This is a genomic window from Nocardioides segetis, assembly GCF_051390595.1.
GTDB lineage: Bacteria > Actinomycetota > Actinomycetes > Propionibacteriales > Nocardioidaceae > Nocardioides.
In genome coordinates, this window is the sequence record NZ_JBNINR010000010.1 from 1 (window position 1) to 16,695 (window position 16,695).

The window sequence follows — 16,695 nt, forward strand, 5'->3', positions numbered from 1 at the left end:
GTGGTGTAGAAGTTCGTCTCGAAGTTCACCAACGTCAGCCCGTCCGGCGGCTGGATGCTCAACGTTCCCGCCGGAAGGGCCAACTCCGCGAACGCCCGCCGCACATCCTCAGCAGTGAGTGAGCGTTCCTCTTCGTCGCCAGAACAGAAGACGGCGTTCTGGCTAGGTTCCGCGACTTGCGAGGCACCCTGGCAGGCGTGATTGCCGATGCTGATGTGCGGACCCGTCGACTGGCTGCTCTGAGCCGACGTCGGGGTCGGCGTTGCATCCTGCTGCTTCGTTGCCTCCGCGAAGAGACCGCCACTCCTCGTTCCGGCATCGACGTCCGGTTCTGGGTCTCCTTGAGCTGGCCCGGGCCAGCAAATGACGAGCAGGAGGGCCACCGTGCCCGTGCGGAGCATCATCGAGGTTCCAGAACGTCGGTGCGCCAGGCGTCGTCGATCCAGATCAAGTAGCTCAGGTAGGTCGTGGTGGCCGGTGCGATGGTCTCGCGCGTCCCGTCGCCATGCACGATCACTTGTTCTGCGTTCCGCACGTCGTAGCGGGCCTCGACACCCCGAAGCGCCTTGTCTTCGGAGTTGATGACCTTCACATGTTTGATCGAAAGCTCGTACGCACCGCCCTCGGCGTGACCGCCCGGCTCGTACAGTTCGCTCACCGCGGCGATGCCCTTGGCGCAGCCCGTGCAGGTCGTGCCTGAGACCGCCTTCAGCGCCTTCACGTCCCCGGTCACCTGCGCGTAGTTGATCAGCTCCCAGTAGTACGCGATGAACGCCCGCGCCCCCTCCTCACTCGCCTCCCGCGCCACCTCCGGGAGTTCCGGCTCCACCGGATCGACCGGCTCACCAGAGCCGGACGACGACGGATCCATGGTCCCGGTCGGACTCCACGACGAGGTCGGCTCACCCGGACCATCCAGATCATCGGCATCGGGATCGTCACCGGTGCAGGCGGCGGCGGACAGCAGCAGGACGAGCACAGCCACGAGCAGGCCGAGCGCCGGCGGGCCGCCGGCGGTGCGGTGGATGCGCATGGGTCCTCCCGAGATGAGCAGCGCCCGGACCGGGACGCCTCGCGACGCTATCCCGACCCGGGCACAGGACGCCACCGACCGGCGCCCGGCTGTGGAGAGGCGGTGCGGACCTCAGACGCTCACCAGGTGCGTGCCCAGACGCAGTACTCCGCAGCGCGCAGCCGCTCCAGCGCCTCGGTCGAGAGAGGGTCGGCGGCGTCGATGACGACGTAGCCGAGGCCGTCCTTGGTCGACAGGAGCTGGTCGACGACGTTGTCGCCGGCCTCGGCGAAGGTCGCATTGAGGTCGGCGAGGACGCCGGGCACGTTGCGGTGCAGCAGCCCGAGGCGGCGGCCGGCGGGGAGCTCGGGCGGCAGCACGGCCGGCAGGTTGACGGACAGCGCGGTGCTGCCCTCGAGGGCGAAGCGGGCGAGCTTCTCCGCGACGAACCAGCCGATCTCCTCCTGCGCCTCCTGCGTGGAACCGCCGATGTGCGGGGTCAGGATGACGTTGTCGAGACCGCGCAGCACCGAGTCGAACGGGTCGCCCTGGGCCTTCGGCTCGGAGGGGAAGACGTCGACGGCGGCGCCGGCGATGTGGCCGGAGAGCAGGTGGTCGCGCAGCGCCTCGTAGTCGACGACCATGCCGCGCGAGGCGTTGATGAACATCGCCCGCGGCTTCATCGCCGCGAACTCCGCGGCACCGAAGAAGCCGGCGTTGCCCGGGCGGCCGTCGACGTGCAGGCTCACGACGTCGGCGACCGCCAGCAGCTCCTTGAGGCTGCGCAGCCGCCGTGCCGTGCCGTGGGCCGGCCGGTCGGCCGTGTCGTAGAAGACGACGTTGAACCCGAGTGCCTCGGCCACCGTCGACAGCTGGGTGCCGATGTTGCCGTAGCCCACGATGCCGAGGGTCCGGCCACGCACCTCGTGGCTGCCCTTGGCCGACTTGTCCCAGACGCCCTCGTGCATGCGCTGGGTCTTCTCGGGCAGCCGGCGGGCGAGGGCGATGATCTCGGCGATGACGAGCTCGACGACGCTGCGCGTGTTGGAGTACGGCGCGTTGAAGACTCCGATGCCCTTGGCGGCGGCCGTCTTGAGGTCGACCTGGTTGGTGCCGATGCAGAAGCAGCCGACCGCCACGAGGTCGGCCGCCTCGTCGAGGACCTTCGCGGTCACGTTGGTGTTCGAGCGGACGCCGAGGAGGTGCACTCCCGGCAGCGCGGCGATCAGCTCGTCCTCGGACAGGGATCCCGGGCGCAACTCCACCTCGTAGCCCCGGCCCTCCAGGGTCTCGACGGCGGCGGGATGGATGTTCTCGAGCAGCAGAGCCTTCACGGTAGGACTCTAGTTGTCCGCGGTGCGTGCTCCCGCAGCGGGCGGCAGCCGTGGACGGTGGCCGCGGTGCTCACGTGGGTCCCGCGTCCGCATATCGGTCCAACGCACTTGTCCACATCCGTGCGATCAGCCGGTGCATCGGGCCGTGGTGGAGCATGAAGAGCAACAACCGGTCGCGGAGGCCGGCCGGGTCGCGGGAGCTCCACTCGACATCGAGGTGACTGCCGCCGTCGGGCGTGGGGGTGATCCTGACCGAGCCGGAGCCGTTGCCGCCGTAGCTGTTCTCGATCTCGGTCCAGCGGATGAGGGACGGATCGGACCAGTCGTAGCGCGCGACGACCCAGAAGGGGGAGCGGGGCGTGCTCTCGCGCGCGACCGCCCAGGTCGCGCCCTGCTCGCGGACCTGGTACGTCGTCGGGTCGAGAGTCCGGTTCCAGATCTCCGGACGCCGCTCGGTGAAGTCGGTGAAGGCGCGCAGGACCTGATCGGGGGCGGCGCGGGTCATCACCTCGAAACGCACCTCTCCAGTGGAGCAGCTGTGCTCCGCGGCGTCCAGAGATGTGCGGCGACGGTCCCTGGACGCCACGGGGCGGGCTCAGCTCCAGTCGACGCTGTAGTAGCGCGTCTCCTGGTACTCGCGGATGCCCTCGTGAGCGCCTTCGCGGCCGATGCCGCTCTGCTTGACCCCGCCGAACGGAGCGGAGGGGTCCGAGACGATGCCGCGGTTGATGCCGACCATGCCGGCCTCGATCCGCTCGCCGAGGCGCAGCGCGTCTTGGAGCCGGCCGGCGTAGACGTAGGCGGCGAGGCCGAACTCGGTGTCGTTGACGGACGCCAGCATCGCGTCCTCGTCGGTCCAGGTGACGATCGGCGCGACGGGGCCGAAGATCTCCTCGGAGAGGATCGGCGCGCCGACGGGTACGTCGACCAGGACGGTCGGCGGGAAGAACCAGCCGGTCTCCGGGACGCTGCCCTGGGCGGCGACGCGCGCGCCGTCGGCGACGGCGGCCTCGACCAGCTTGGTGATGCCGCTGAGCGCCTTCTCGCTGATGACCGGGCCGATCTGGTTGGTCTCGTCGGCGGACGGTCCGACCCTCAGTGCGCAGACGGCGGCGGAGAGCTTCGCGACGAACTCCTCGGCCACGTCCGCGTGGACGTAGAACCGGTTGGCGGCCGTGCAGGCCTGGCCGCCGCCGCGGAACTTCGCGATCATCGCGCCGGCGACCGCGGCGTCGACGTCGGCGTCGGCGGTGACCACGAAGGGCGCGTTGCCGCCCAGCTCCATGCTGGTGTTGAGCACGCGGTCCGCCGCCTGGCGCAGGAGGGTCCGGCCCACGCCGGTGGAGCCGGTGAAGCTGACCTTGCGGACTCGCGGGTCCTCGAGCCAGGCGGTCACGACCGCGGCCGGGTCGGTGGTCGGGACCACGTTGACGACGCCCTCGGGTACGCCGGCCTCGAGCAGGATCCGCGCCACGGCCAGGGCGGTCAGCGGGGTCTCCGCGGCCGGCTTGAGCACGACGGTGCAGCCGGCGGCGAGGGCGGGAGCGATCTTGCGGGTCGCCATCGCGGCGGGGAAGTTCCACGGCGTGATGAGGGCGGCGACCCCGACGGGGGCGTGGGTGACCAGCGTCTTGGCATTGCCGGCAGGCGCGTCGCCGTACGTGCCCTCGCCGCGCACCGCCTCCTCGGAGAACCAGCGGAAGAACTCGGCGGCGTAGGCGACCTCGGCGCGTGCGTCGGCGACGGACTTGCCGTTCTCGGACGCGATCAGGCCGGTGAGGTGGTCGGCGTCGCGGACCATCAGGTCGAAGCAGCGGCGCAGGATCTCGGCGCGGGTCCGGGCGGGCGTGGCCGCCCAGGCGGGGAACGCCGCGGCGGCGGCGTCGACCGCGGCCGACGCGTCGGCGACACCGCCGTCGGCGACGGTGTCGATGACCGCGCGGGTCGCGGGGTCGTGGACCTCGAAGGTGGTGTCACTCATGGTCGTTCTCCAGTCGATCGGTCGGTCAGGGGTAGAGGCCGCGCAGCTGGTGCGCCTGGGCCACGCGTTCGACGGCGAGGACCGTCGCCGCCGTACGCAGGGGGATGTCGAGCCGGGTGGCGGCCTCGTTGACCGAGTCCCAGGCGGCGAGCATCCGCTCGGCCAGCCGGTCCTCGACCTCGTTCTCGCTCCACCAGTAGGCCTGGTTGGCCTGCACCCACTCGAAGTAGGACACGATCACGCCGCCGGCGTTCGCCAGGATGTCCGGTACGACGAGCCGGCCGGCCTCCTGCAGGATCCGGTCGGCCTCCGGCGTCGTGGGTCCGTTCGCGCCCTCGACGATGACGCGCGCCTGCACCCGGTCCGCGTTGTCGGCCCGGATCACGCCCTCGACGGCGGCCGGGACGAGCAGGTCGACCTCGGCCTCCAGTACGGCCTCGGCAGGCACCTCGACGCCGCCGGCGAAGCCGACGACCGATCCGGTGGCGTCGACGTGCGCCTCCAGCGCGGTGATGTCCAGGCCGGCGGCGGAATGGACCGCGCCGTACTGGTCCGACACCGCCAGCACCCGGGTGCCGGCCTCGGCGAGGAAGCGGGCGGCGTACCGGCCCACCTTGCCGAAGCCCTGCACCGACGCGGTCGCGTCCGCCGGGTCGATGCCGCGCGAGAGCAGCGCGGCGACGGCGACGTGGACGACGCCGCGCGAGGTCGCCGTGGCGCGCCCGCGCGAGCCGCCGAGGCTGATCGGCTTGCCGGTCGTGACGCCGAGGACGGTGTGTCCCTGCTGGACGGAGTAGGTGTCCATCAGCCAGGCCATCGTCTTCTCGTCGGTGCCGATGTCGGGTGCCGGGATGTCACGCTCAGGTCCGATCAGGGGGCTGATCTCGCTGGTGTAGCGGCGGGTCACCCGCTCCAGCTCGGCCTGCGAGTAGTGCCGCGGGTCGATGGCGACGCCGCCCTTGGCGCCGCCGTAGGGGACGTCGAGGAGGGCGCACTTCCAGGTCATCCACATCGCGAGCGCGCGGACCTCGTCGAGCGTGACGTCGGGGGAGTAGCGCAGGCCGCCCTTGGCCGGCCCGCGGGAGAAGTTGTGCTGCACGCGGTGCCCGACGACCAGCTCGGTCGTGCCGTCGTCGCGACGCAGCGGGATGCTCACGGTCACCTCGCGGCGCGGGGTGGCGAGCATCTGGAACAGGCCCTCGTCGTAGCCGAGGAGCGTCGTGGCCTCGCGCAGCTGGGTGCGGGCGTCGGCCAGCGGCCCGCTCACCCCCAGGGAATCGTCGAGGGCGACGGGCTGGTCGAGTGCGGTCATCAGCTCGCCCGGGCGGTCTCGGCGAAGATCCCGGCCAGGAGGTCGAGCGCCTCGTCGAGGAGGTGGTCGGGCATCGACAGCGGCGGCAGGAAGCGCAGCACGTTGCCGTAGGTGCCGCAGGTCAGCACGACCATGCCCTGCGCGTTGGCGGCAGCGGCCACCTTCTTGGTGAGGTCGGCGTCGGGGTCGGTCGTGCCGGCCCGGACGAGCTCGACGGCGATCATGGCCCCGCGGCCCCGGACCTCGCCGATGCGCGGGTCGCTCTCCTTGAGGGCGGCGAGGCGCTCGGTCATGGTCTTGCCGATGGTGCGGGCACGATCGACGAGACCCTCGGTCTCGATCGTCTCGAAGACGGCGAGCGCGGCGGCGCAGGCGAGCGGGTTGCCGCCGTACGTGCCGCCGAGACCGCCGGCGTGCGCGGCGTCCATGAGCTCGGCCCGGCCCGTCACGGCGGCGAGCGGGAGTCCGCCGGCGATGCCCTTGGCCGTCACGATGAGGTCGGGTACGACGCCCTCGTGGTCGCACGCGAAGAGCTCGCCGGTCCGCGCGAAGCCGGTCTGCACCTCGTCGGCGACGAAGACGACGCCGTTGTCGCGACACCACGCGACCAGGGCCGGGAGGAAGCCCTCGGCCGGGACGATGAAGCCGCCCTCGCCCTGGATCGGCTCGATCACGACGGCGGCGAGGTTGTCGGCGCCGACCTGCTTCTCGATGACGTCGATGGCCCGGCGTGCGGCCGCGACGCCGTCCAGCCCGCCGTCGCGGAAGGGGTAGGACAGGGGAGCGCGGTAGACCTCCGAGGCGAAGGGCCCGAAGCCCTTCTTGTACGGCATGTTCTTCGCGGTCATCGCCATGGTCAGGTTGGTGCGGCCGTGGTAGGCGTGGTCGAAGACGACGACGCCCTGCTTGCCGGTGGCCGAGCGGGCGATCTTCACGGCGTTCTCCACCGCCTCCGCGCCGGAGTTGAACAGCGCCGAGCGCTTCTCGTGGGCGCCGGGGGTGAGCTCGTTGAGCTTCTCGGCGACGGCCACGTAGCCCTCGTAGGGCGTGACCATGAAGCAGGTGTGGGTGAACTCGGCGACCTGCCGCGTCACGGCCTCGACCACCCGCGGCGCGCTGTTGCCGACCGTCGTCACGGCGATGCCCGAGCCGAGGTCGATGAGCTGGTTGCCGTCGGCGTCGACGAGGATGCCGCCGCCGGCGGCGACGACCTGGACCGGCAGGCCGACCGCGACGCCGGACGCGACCGCCTTCGCCTTGCGAGCGGCCAGCTCCTGCGAGCGCGGCCCGGGGATGGCGGTGACGAGGCGTCGCTCCTGCGTGATGCTGGGGCCGCCGGTGGGCTGCTGGCTCATGGGTGTCCTCCGTGGAAGGCCGGGTGGGTCTGAGACGACGGTAGGGCCGGGAGGTTCCCACGACCATGAACGATCTGCACAATATGGCTGCCCACGCTGTGCAAGAATGGCACCGTGGTGACGGTGGCGGACCTGGTGGCGGTACGACGCCTCGGACTGCGCGTCGTGCACCCGGCCGACGGCCCCGCACTGCGCTGGGTGGCCACCAGCGAGCTGGCCGACCCCACGCCGTACCTCGAGGGCGGGGAGCTGCTGCTCACCACCGGGCTGGGCACGCGCGGGTGGAGCGACGAGTGGGAGCCGTACGTCGACCGGTTGGTCACGGCCGGCGCCGCCGCGCTCGCCGTGGGCGTGGGGCTCACCCACGAGCGGGTGCCGGACCGCCTGGTCGCCGCCTGTCGCTCGCGCGGGCTCACCCTGCTGGAGGTGCCGCGCGCCACGCACTTCGTCGCCGTCTCGCGGGCCGCCGCCGAGCTGCTCCAGGACCAGGAGGCGGCGGCGACGCGGCTCGCGCTCGACCTGCAGCGCCGGCTCACCCAGGCCGCGCTCGGCCTCGACCTGCGCCCGCTGTTGGAGCGTCTGGCCCAGCTGCTCGACGGAGCGGTCGCGCTGGTGCATCGCGACGGCGAGCCGGAGGAGGGGCCGTTCGGCGCCCGGCCGGAGCGCCTCGACCTCGAGCTCGTGCGAGCCGAGGTGGCCGGCATCCGCGGGCAGGGGCTGGGGGCGGTCTCGACGACCGGCCGCGGCCAGGTCACCACCGTGGTGCGACCGATCGGCCTGGCCGGGCGGCCCGAGCACTATCTCGCCGTCGCCGCGCCGAGCGGCCCGGGCGATCCGCTGCGCGCCGCGATCAGCACGACCGCCGTGCTGCTCAGCCTCGCCGTCGAGCGGCGCGCCGAGCGCCGGTCCGCCGACCGGCGGCTGCTGAGCCGGGCGCTCGAGCTGCTCCTCGCCGGCGACCTCCGCTCGGCCGAGGTCCTGCTGGACGCCGCGGAGGGCGGCCGGGTGGTCCCCGACCGGTTGCGGGTGCTGCGGATGAGCGGCACCGAGGACGCGCTCGACGATGCGCTCGACCAGCTGGAGGAGCAGCTCGGCGGTGCGGGCGTGCTGCCCGGGCTCGTCCACGCCGAGCTGGTCGCGGTCGTCCCGCCGGCCCGGGTGCCGGCCGTGCTCGACGTCGTCTCCGGCACCGGCCTGCGCGCCGGGGTGGGCCGGGCGACGGCGGCCCACGACGCCCGCCGCAGCGCCGAGTCCGCCGGGCACGCCCTGGAGCGCACGACCGCCACGAGCCCGGTGCGCCGGTGGGAGGACGTCGCCGACGCCGGCCCGCTCGCGCTGGTGCCCGAGGCGCTCGGCCAGGAGTACGCCGCGAGCCTGCTCGCCCCGCTCGACGCGGAGCACCGCGCCACCCTCGCCGCCTTCCTGCGGCATCACGGCTCCCGCGGCGCCGTGGCCCACGACCTGGGCGTGCACCGCAACACGGTGCGCAACCGGCTGGTCGAGATCGAGCGGCTCAGCGGCCTCGACCTCGACGACCCGGCCGCGCGGGTCGGCGCCTGGCTGGCGCTGGAGCTGGCCGCCGACCAGCGGACGGACCAGCCGACCGACCACCCGACGGACCAGCCCTAGCGGAGCTCGGTCCGCCGGACCTTGCCGGTCAGCGTGCGGGGCAGCTCGTCGAGGAAGACGTACTCCTTGGGCCGCTTCGGCGGCGCCAGCCGCTCCCGGGCGAAGGCCCGCAGATCCTCCTCGGTCGGCCCGGCGACGCCGACCACGACGACCGCGCGCACCCGCTGGCCCCACTCCGGGTCGTCGACGCCGACCACCGCGACGTCGACCACGCCGGAGCACGTGCCGAGCACCTGCTCGACCTCGGTCGGGTACACGTTGACGCCGCCGCTGATGATCAGGTCCTCGCGGCGTCCGTCGAGGTAGAGGTAGCCGTCGGCGTCCAGTCGCCCGAGATCGCCGACGGTGAACGCCGGCCCGTCGGGCGTGTCCCGCCAGGCGGCGGCGGTCTTCTCCGGCGCCCCGAAGTAGCTGAACCGCGCGAACGGCGGCACCGTGCACCAGATCGTGCCGTCCGGGTCGATGCTCAGCGCGCGGCCCGGGCGGGCCCGACCGACGGTGCCCGGGCGGTCCAGCCACTCCTCGCTGCGGCACGCGGTGAACTGACCCTCGGTCGAGCCGTAGAACTCCCAGGTCGAGCCCGGCGGGAAGGCGGAGACGAGCCGGTGCTTGAGATCGGTGGGGCAGGGCGCTCCCGCATGGGCCACCAGCCGGAAGCAGGTGAGGTCCGGGACACCGTGCTCGTCCCAGTGCGCGAAGAGGCGCTGCAGGTGGGTGGGCACGCAGAACATCGTGGTCGGCCGCTCGGCCTCGATGGCGGCCGTGACCGCCGCCGGATCGAACGGCCCCGGGATCACGATCCGGCCGCCCGCCAGGATCGTTCCCATCGCGAAGCGCAGCGGCGCCGAGTGGTAGAGCGGGCTCAGCACCAGGTTGACGTCGTCGGGACCGAAGCCCCACAGGTCACGTTCCTCGGCGACCAGCGCGGCGGCGTCCGCCGGCGACAGCAGCCCGGAGAACACCCCCTTCGGCACCCCCGTCGTGCCGCTGGTGCAGTGCATCGGCCGGCCCCGCGGGAGTCCGGCCGGCGGCAGGGTGGCGCACAGCGCACCCAGCTCCTCCTCGGTCCGGACGACGGCGGTCGGATCCAGCCCCGCCAGGATCCGCTCCTGCTCGGCCGGCGTCAGCCGCGGGTCCAACGGGATCGGGAACACGCCGGCGCTCAGCATCCGCAGCACGGCGTCGACGTACGCGTGGGAACCCGGCAGGAGCAGGGCGACCCGTTCGTTCGGCACGGGCTCACAGTAGGGTCCGCGTGTGCGCGTCGGACTGACCGGGGGGATCGCCTCGGGGAAGAGCACCGTGTCGTCGATCCTGCGTGAGCTGGGGGCGGTCGTCATCGACGCCGACCAGATCGCCCGCGAGGTCGTGGCGAAGGGCACCCCCGGCCTGGCGGCGGTGGTCGAGGCCTTCGGCCCCGAGATGCTCACCCCGGACGGCGAGCTGGACCGGCCCCGGATGGGCGCGCTCGTCTTCGCCGACGAGGCCCGCCGCAAGGTGCTGGAGGGCATCGTGCACCCCCTCGTCTTCGAACGGTACGCCGAGCTCGAGGCGGCCGCCCCCGCCGACGGCATCGTCGTCCACGACATCCCGCTGCTGGTCGAGTCCGGCCGCGCCGCGGACTTCGACGCCGTCATCGTCGTCGACGCCCCCGAGGAGGTCCAGCTCGAGCGGATGGTCCGCGACCGCGGCTGGACGGAGGAGGACGGCCGGGCCCGGATCGCCGCCCAGGCGACCCGGGAGCAGCGGCGCGCCGTGGCGACGTACCTCATCGAGAACACGGGGTCCCGCGAGGAGCTGCGCCGGCGGGTCGAGGAGGTCTTCGGCGCCCTTCGGGCCCGGTCCCGGGCCGATCTCGACGAATAATCTCGACGAATAGTTGTCAAGCAGCGCACAAACGGCGGCCGGACGGCCCCCAGCGGCCCGATCGGCGTGGTCTACTCCGAGTGCCCGCCGGCGGTGGCGCGGACTCGACACCGCGCCATCGGGAGTCACCATCGGCGGGCATGCCGAGTGGCCCGCCGTGCGATCGCCTCAGGGGTGAGCGTCGCGCGGCGGGCTGCTGTGGAGCGCCGTCCGCAGGGTGAGGGAGACCGTGGTCATGGTGGGAGCGACGCATCGGCGCTTCGTCCTGCTCTACGTCGCCGTGCTGGCGAGCCTGGTCACCTTCCAGATGCTCGCCCTGGAGGGCCACGGGCGCCCTGCGGCGCCCGTGGCCGGCCCCGGATCCTTCGCGCTCGGCCCGGCGGTCGCTCAGGCGGCCATGTCCGGGTCGCCGAGTCGGCGCAGCTTCTGCAGCGCCTCGCGCTCGAGCTGGCGCACCCGCTCGGCGGAGATCCCGTGCTTCACGCCGATGTCGGCGAGCTTGTGCTGCCGGCCGTCGGTGAGGCCGTAGCGCGAGCGGATGATGTCGGCGGCGCGCGGGTCGAGCTGATCGACCAGCGTGTTGAGTCGGTCGCGGGCCTCGACGTCGAGGACGGTCAGGTCGGGACCGGGCGCGGTCTCCTGCGCCATCAGGTCGCCCAGCGAGGTGTCGCCGTCCTCGTCGACGGGGGTGTCGAGGCTCACGTGCTCACGACCCCAGGCCATGAGGTCGAGGACCCGGTCGACCTCCAGGCCGAGCTCGGCGGCGATCTCGGCCGGCTCCGGGTCGCGGCCCAGCTGGCGCTCGAGCGTGCGGCGGGCTCCGCCGACCTGGTTGAGCTCCTCGACGACGTGCACGGGGAGCCGGACGACGCGGGCCTGCTGGGCGATGCCGCGGGTGATGGCCTGGCGGACCCACCAGGTGGCGTAGGTGGAGAACTTGTAGCCCTTGGCGTAGTCGAACTTCTCGACGGCGCGGATCAGGCCGGTGTTGCCCTCCTGGATCAGGTCGAGCATCGGCATCTGCGCCCGGCCGTACTTGCGGGCGATGGACACCACGAGGCGCAGGTTGGCGTTGATGAACTCCGTGACGGCCTTGCGGCCCTCCTCGGCGATCCACTCCAGCTCGGCCTGGCTGGCCTGCTTCGGGGCGCCGCCCTTGCGGCGGCCGACCCGGCCCTCGGCGAGGAGGTGCTCGGCGTACAGGCCTGCCTCGATCGCCTTCGCGAGCTCGACCTCCCGCGCCGCGTCGAGCAGGGGAGTGCGCGCGATCTCGTCGAGGTACAGCCCGACGCTGTCGCGGCCCTCGATCTCCCGCCCGGTGTTCCGCTTCGTGCTCGCCGGCCTCGTCATCGTGGTCGTCATCGCGGTCCCTCCTTCGCCCGTGCGGTGGAAGCCCTCCGCACCTGTGGTTCCAACACCGGGGTGGTACCCGGGATTCCCCAGGACCTTCGGTGTTGCTCTCACCGGCTTTGACGACCGGGGAATCCCGGAAGTTGCGCTCCGCGGTGAATCTCAGGGAGTTCTCAACTTGCGGGCTCCACGTCCGCCAGCCCCAGACGGTCCAGGATCCACGCGAGCGAGAACGCACGGTCCTCCCAGGCGCGGTAGCGACCCGAGACGCCGCCGTGTCCGGCCGCCATCTCGGTGCGCAGGAGGACGTCGGCCCGCGGCGCGCGCTCGCGCAGGCGGGCCACCCACTTCGCGGGCTCGACGTAGAGCACCCGGGTGTCGTTGAGAGAGGTCTCGGCGAGGATCGGCGGGTACGGCAGGTCGGCGACGTTCTCGTACGGCGCGTACCCGGCGATCCGCTCGTAGGCCACCGGGTCGTCGGTCGGGTTGCCCCACTCGTCGTACTCCGGGACCGTGAGCGGGAGGGTGGCGTCGAGCATCGTGGTCAGGGTGTCGACGAAGGGCACCCCGGCCACGAAGCCCCCGAACGCCTCGGGCGCCTGGTTGGCGACGGCGCCGATGAGCAGCCCTCCGGCGCTGGCGCCCTCAGCGACGATCCGCTCCGCCGTGGTCCAGCCGGACTCGACGAGATGGCGGGCCACGGCGATGAAGTCGTCGAAGGTGTGCTGCTTGTGCTCCAGTTTGCCGTCGTCGTACCAGTGCCGGCCCATCTCGCCGCCGCCGCGGACATGGGCGATCGCGAACGCCGCGCCCCGGTCGAGCAGGGAGAGCCGGCTGACGGCGAAGTAGGGATCGATCGAGGCCTCGTAGGCGCCGTACCCGTAGAGGTGGACCGGGACCCGGTCGGTGCCGTCCGGGCCGCGCACCCCCTTGCGGACGACCAGGGAGATCGGGACCCGCACCCCGTCGACCGACGTCGCCCACAGCCGGTGCTCCTCGTAGGCGTCGGGGTCGTAGCCGCCGAGGACGGGCGCCTGCTTGCGCAGCAGCAGCTCGCCGGTGCGCAGGTCGTGGTCGTAGACCGCCGACGGCCGGGCGAGGCTGGTCATCCCCACCCGGATGGTCGGCTGCTCGAACGCCGGGTTGCTGCCGGCGCCGACGGTGGCCAGCTCGCCGGGGAACTCGACCAGGCGGTCGCCCGTCACCGGGCGCTCGGGGTCGTCGCCCAGGTCGAGGATCCGGACCTGGCTGCTGCCACCGCTGCGCTGCTGGACGACGAGGTGGCCGGCGAAGGCGTCGACGTCCTCCAGCCGGACCGCGAGGTCGTGGGCGAGCAGGGGACGCCAGTCCGCCGGCGCCGTGGGTACGGCGGGCGCGTGGCCCAGCTCGAACTCGGGGCCGGTCGCGTTGTGCAGCACCAGGAAGCGGTCCTGGCCGCCCACGACGGCGTGCTCGAGGGAGTACTCGATCCCGTCGGTGCGCTCCGCGAAGCAGACCGGACGCGCCTGCGGGTCGGCGGCGTCGAGGACGTGGAACTCCGAGGTCGTCTTCGAGCTCGCGGCGATCAGCACGTAGCGGCGGCTGCGCGTGCGCCCGACGCCGACGAAGTAGCGGGCGTCCGGCTCGTGGAACACGAGCTCGTCGTCGGCCTGCGCCGTGCCGAGGCGGTGCCGCCAGACCTTGTCGGGGCGCCAGGTCTCGTCGACGGTCGTGTAGTAGAAGTGCGTCGCGGTCCCGGAATCGGACACCGCGCCCCAGGTCACGCCGCCGAGGACGTCGGTGAGCACGTCCTCGTGCAGCTCGCGGGTCTCCAGGTCGAGGACCCGCACGGTGTAGCGCTCGTCGCCGACCACGTCGACGGCGTAGGCGAGCAGGCGGTCGTCGGGGCTGACCGCGGATCCGCCGAGGCTGAAGAACTCATGGCCCTCGGCCAGTGCGTCGAGGTCGAGCAGCACCTCCTCGCCGGGCAGCGCGGGCTGGTCCGGCGTCGCGTCGGCCGCGGGCTGCGGGGGCGTCCAGTCGTCCGGGTCGCCGACGGGGACGCGGCAGCTGGCGCCGTACTGGCGGCCCTCGAAGGACCGCCCGTAGTACCAGTACCCGCGGACCCGCGTGGGCACCGAGAGGTCGGTCTCGAGCGTGCGGGCCTTGATCTCGTCGTAGATCCGCCCTCGGAGCTCGGCGAGATGGGCCGTGCGCTCCTGGGTGTAGGCGTTCTCGGCCTCGAGATGCGCGATGACCGCCGGGTCCTCCTTCGCGCGCAGCCACTCGTACTCGTCGGTGCGGGTGTGGCCGTGGTGCGTCGTCGTGACGGGGTGGCGCGGGGCGCTCGGTGCTGCTGGCGGGACGGGCAGGTCGACGGGCATGCCCGGAACGCTACTGCTCCGCCGGTTGCTCCGAGGTCGGCGGTCGCCAGCGCTCGAGGTCCGGGTCGTCGGCGGGGAAGGAGCGCACCGGGCCGGGCGGGGTCTCGGCGGTCTCGAAGCGCACGGTCACCACGCCGCGGCCCGACCCCCAGACCCAGCCGCGGCCGTGCTCGGTGTGCACGACGTCCATCCCGGGCGCCCAGCTGGCACTGCGCCAGCGCGCCCCGGCCTGGTCCGGCTCGGGCTCGGGGTCGGCCTCCGCCGTGGCGCCGTCCTCCGCTCCGCTCGCCGCGAACAGGTCCTCCTGGATCCAGTCGGCGAGGCCGGAGACGCCGACGCCCAGCAGGCGCACCCCGCCCGAGGTGTCGAGGTCCTCGAGCAGCGTGCGGGCGAGGCGGGCGACGGTCGCGGGATCGTCGGTCGGCGCGGGCAGGGTCGAGGAGCGGTTGAGGGTCGTGAAGTCGTAGAGGCGGACCTTGATGGTGACGGTGCGGCCGGACAGGCCGCTGGCCCGCAGCCGTTTGGCGACCTCGCCGGCCTGGCGGGTGACGATCGCGCTCATCTGCGCCCGGTCGGTCAGGTCGTGCTCGTAGGTGCCCTCGACGCTCACCGACTTGGTCTCGCGGTCCGCGACGACCGGCCGGTCGTCCTCGGCGCGCGCGAGGTGGAAGAGGGCGACCCCCTGCGCCTTGCCGACCAGCCGCACCAGCTCCTCCTGGCTGACGCGCTCGAGCTCCTCGACCCGGTGGACGCCCGCCCGGCGCAGCCGCTCCACGGTCGCCGGTCCCACGCCCGGGATGACCGACACGTGCAGCGGGCGGAGGAGATCGAGCTCGGCGCCGGGCTCGATGACGACCAGTCCGTCGGGCTTGCGCAGGTCACTGGCGATCTTGGCGAGGAACTTCGACGAGGCGATGCCGACCGACGCCGTCAGCCCGCCGGTCACCTCGCGCACCCGCGCCCGGAGCTCCTCGGCCAGGGCGGTCACCGTCGGCACCTCCAGGTCGGGGAGGTCGGCCCGCGCGAGGTCGACGAAGGCCTCGTCGAGGGACAGCGGCTCGACCAGGGGCGAGCAGTCGCGCAGGACCCTCATCACCGCGGCGCTGGTGGCGCGGTAGGCCTCGAAGCGGCCGGAGAGGTACGCCGCGTGCGGACAGCGGGCGCGGGCCTCCCGGGTCGACATCGCCGAGCGGACGCCGAAGACCCGGGCCTCGTAGGACGCGGTCGAGACCACGCCGCGACCGCCGGTGCCACCGACGATGACCGGCTTCCCTCGCAGCGAGGGCTTGTCGCGCTGCTCCACCGCCGCGAAGAACGCGTCGAGGTCCAGATGGAGGACCGAGGCGTGGGGGCGCACGGACGTCACGTTAGTGCTCACCAGTGACAGCGGAGGCCCTCGCCCGTCCCCAGTGCGGGTCCGCGCCGCCGTCCTCCCCAAGCGCGTGCGGTCGATCCACCCGCTCGACGGCCCCCGGCGTCACCGTGCTCGTCATGACCACGACCTCCGAGACGCCCCGTCCGACCACCTCCCTGACCGTGCACGGCCCGGAGGACCTGCTCGCCGCCGCTCCCGTCCTCATCGGGTTCTGGCCCGAGCGGTCCGTCGTGCTGATGACCTTCGGCGCCCGGCACCCGTTCCACGCGCGGATCGACCTGCCGCCCGCCGGACTGCAGGCGCGAGACCTGCGCCGGCAGCTCGCCGACGACCTCCTCGGCCCGGCCCGGTGCCACGGCGCCACCCATGCCGTCCTGCTCTACTACACCGACGATCCTCCGGTCGCCGAGGCCGTGCACCGCGTCCTGCGGCGCGCCTGCCGGCGCTCCGGTATCGCGGTCGTCACGGCCCTGCTCGCCGATGGCACGCACTACCGCGAGCTCGACCACCCCGATCCGGCCGCCCGCCGACGGCGGCATGCCTACGACGTCACCGCGCACCCGTTCGTCGTGCGGGCGACCGTCGCCGGGAGGCTCGCAAGGTCACGAGCCGACCTGGCCGCCTCCCTCGACCAGGACGCCGCCGCGGCGTCGTCGCTCGGAGAGGCGCTGCTGGCCGGCCGGTTCGCCGACGCCGGCGTGCCGACGGACGGGCGCTCGATCCGCGACGCCGGCGAGTGGGTGCGCCGGACGGTCGCCCGGCTGCTGGCCGACGACGGGGTCCCTGACGACGCCGAGCTCGCCCGCCTGCTCTGGGTGCTGCAGGCGCCCCGGGTCCGGGACGCCGCCTGGGCCGACCTCGGGCGCCACAACGCCCTGGCGCACGTCCGGCTCTGGACCGATGCCGTACGCCGCTCCCCGGACGCCCTCGTGGCCGCGCCGGCCGCGCTGCTCGGCTGGTCGGCCTGGCAGTCCGGCGACGGCGCGCTCGCCTGGATCGCCGTCGACCGCTGTCTGAGCGTCGAGCCGGACTGTCGGCTCGCCGAGCACCTGGCGTCGATCCTGCGTGGTGCCGTCCCGCCCGCGCTGTGGAGAGCGCCCCGATGGGCCGGCTGGTGA

General features: G+C 73.2%; 13 protein-coding genes and 1 pseudogene. 3 read left to right on the forward strand and 11 right to left on the reverse strand.

The genetic code is table 11. The annotated features are described in order from the left end of the window. The 7 genes and pseudogenes from ACPZVR_RS17045 to gabT all read right to left on the reverse strand — a co-directional run. Positions 1–404: pseudogene (locus ACPZVR_RS17045) on the reverse strand (hypothetical protein); the annotation flags it as partial. Next, positions 401–1,033, reverse strand: coding sequence for a DUF6318 family protein (locus ACPZVR_RS17050; RefSeq protein ID WP_436700834.1), 633 nt, complete (start codon positions 1,031–1,033; stop codon positions 401–403). The gene ACPZVR_RS17050 and the pseudogene ACPZVR_RS17045, both read right to left, overlap by 4 nt. 119 nt (positions 1,034–1,152) lie before the next feature. Beyond that, entirely contained in the window at positions 1,153–2,346 is a 1,194-nt protein-coding gene (gene serA / locus ACPZVR_RS17055) for a phosphoglycerate dehydrogenase (RefSeq protein WP_436700835.1), read from the reverse strand. A gap of 70 nt (positions 2,347–2,416) precedes the next feature. Further along, positions 2,417–2,866: an SRPBCC family protein gene (locus ACPZVR_RS17060; RefSeq protein ID WP_436700836.1), complete on the reverse strand. Its 450-nt coding sequence runs from the start codon at positions 2,864–2,866 to the stop codon at positions 2,417–2,419. Between the two features lie 75 nt (positions 2,867–2,941). Next, on the reverse strand, positions 2,942–4,327 hold the full coding sequence (locus tag ACPZVR_RS17065) for an NAD-dependent succinate-semialdehyde dehydrogenase (RefSeq protein ID WP_436700837.1): 1,386 nt from the start codon (positions 4,325–4,327) through the stop codon (positions 2,942–2,944). A gap of 25 nt (positions 4,328–4,352) precedes the next feature. After that, on the reverse strand, positions 4,353–5,639 hold the full coding sequence (locus ACPZVR_RS17070; protein ID WP_436700838.1) for a Glu/Leu/Phe/Val family dehydrogenase: 1,287 nt from the start codon (positions 5,637–5,639) through the stop codon (positions 4,353–4,355). Further along, entirely contained in the window at positions 5,639–6,994 is a 1,356-nt protein-coding gene (gabT, locus tag ACPZVR_RS17075; protein ID WP_436700839.1) for a 4-aminobutyrate--2-oxoglutarate transaminase, read from the reverse strand. Before gabT ends, ACPZVR_RS17070 begins: the two co-directional genes overlap by 1 nt. 114 nt (positions 6,995–7,108) lie before the next feature. Between gabT and ACPZVR_RS17080 the strand changes: the two genes are divergently transcribed. Continuing rightward, positions 7,109–8,623 (forward strand): helix-turn-helix domain-containing protein, encoded by a 1,515-nt coding sequence (locus tag ACPZVR_RS17080; RefSeq protein ID WP_436700840.1) that lies wholly within the window; start codon positions 7,109–7,111, stop codon positions 8,621–8,623. Here ACPZVR_RS17080 and ACPZVR_RS17085 read toward each other — a convergent pair. Next, the gene (locus ACPZVR_RS17085; RefSeq protein ID WP_436700841.1) at positions 8,620–9,858 is read right to left on the reverse strand and encodes a class I adenylate-forming enzyme family protein; all 1,239 of its coding nucleotides are present in this window, start codon (positions 9,856–9,858) and stop codon (positions 8,620–8,622) included. The two genes, ACPZVR_RS17080 and ACPZVR_RS17085, sit on opposite strands and share 4 nt — an antisense overlap. A gap of 22 nt (positions 9,859–9,880) precedes the next feature. On the opposite strand from ACPZVR_RS17085, the gene coaE reads away from it, so the two are divergent. Further along, positions 9,881–10,489 carry a dephospho-CoA kinase gene (gene coaE, locus ACPZVR_RS17090; RefSeq protein ID WP_436700842.1) on the forward strand — a complete coding sequence of 203 codons (609 nt, stop codon included), beginning with the start codon at positions 9,881–9,883 and terminating at the stop codon, positions 10,487–10,489. Between the two features lie 387 nt (positions 10,490–10,876). On the opposite strand, the gene ACPZVR_RS17095 is transcribed toward coaE, so the two are convergent. From ACPZVR_RS17095 to ACPZVR_RS17105, 3 genes are all read right to left on the reverse strand, one after another. Further along, positions 10,877–11,851, reverse strand: a complete 975-nt coding sequence (locus tag ACPZVR_RS17095; RefSeq protein WP_436700843.1) for a sigma-70 family RNA polymerase sigma factor — start codon at positions 11,849–11,851, stop codon at positions 10,877–10,879. 161 nt (positions 11,852–12,012) lie between these two features. Next, entirely contained in the window at positions 12,013–14,202 is a 2,190-nt protein-coding gene (locus ACPZVR_RS17100; protein ID WP_436700844.1) for a S9 family peptidase, read from the reverse strand. 10 nt (positions 14,203–14,212) lie between these two features. Continuing rightward, entirely contained in the window at positions 14,213–15,559 is a 1,347-nt protein-coding gene (locus tag ACPZVR_RS17105) for a DNA polymerase IV (RefSeq protein ID WP_436700980.1), read from the reverse strand. 134 nt (positions 15,560–15,693) lie between these two features. On the opposite strand from ACPZVR_RS17105, the gene ACPZVR_RS17110 reads away from it, so the two are divergent. Beyond that, on the forward strand, positions 15,694–16,695 hold the full coding sequence (locus tag ACPZVR_RS17110) for a DUF4192 domain-containing protein (RefSeq protein ID WP_436700845.1): 1,002 nt from the start codon (positions 15,694–15,696) through the stop codon (positions 16,693–16,695).